We start from the raw sequence: 566 nt of genomic DNA, 5'->3' as shown, positions 1-566 counted from the left end.
AGTTCCGCCATGACATGGTGGGTTTCTTGAGGAACGTCGACTTGGTTTCGTAGCCATAAGGCGTGTTCGATACCATCACGAGCCGCCTGTTCCGCTTGCTGCTGAGAGTAACCCAACTGCAGTAAACCAGTCTTAATTTGGGTTTCACGCCACAAGGTGACGTCATGCTTTAGCTCTGGATTTTCCGAGGCAACGTGTTGTTTTACAGCTTGCCACTCATCCAATGACAAAGAAGCAGACACAGGGTGCTCTTGAAAAAGCCACTGCGCCATCTCTTTCTCAACCTTCATGATCACAGGCCAGTTGTCATATAGAGTGTCATCCAAATCAAAGGTCATGGCTTTGACAGGCTGTAACCCTCGGTAAATTCGCATAGTAAAACCTTTAGTCTTTATTTTTCTTACGGGCTCTTGGGTGAGCCTGATCGTATGCTTGTGCTAGATGCTGGAAATCTAAGTGAGTGTACACTTGGGTGGTCGAGATGTTTTCATGACCCAATAATTCTTGGACCGCACGAAGGTTTTGGCTCGACTCGAGCACATGCGTTGCAAAGGAGTGGCGCAACT

The 566-nt window shown here is 47.7% G+C and carries 2 protein-coding genes; both read right to left on the bottom strand.

All coding sequences use genetic code 11. The annotated features are described in order from the left end of the window. On the bottom strand, window positions 1-374 hold a 374-nt coding region (locus A3712_RS21455; protein ID WP_082856293.1), incomplete at its 3' end, for a hypothetical protein. Between the two features lie 10 nt (window positions 375-384). Then, window positions 385-566 (bottom strand): tyrosine-type recombinase/integrase (locus A3712_RS21450; RefSeq protein WP_157618841.1); only part of this gene is annotated, 182 nt, incomplete at its 5' end.

This window comes from Vibrio sp. HI00D65, assembly GCF_001635455.1.
Taxonomy (GTDB): Bacteria; Pseudomonadota; Gammaproteobacteria; order Enterobacterales; family Vibrionaceae; genus Vibrio.
This window is presented reverse-complemented; position numbering and strand designations above follow the sequence as displayed.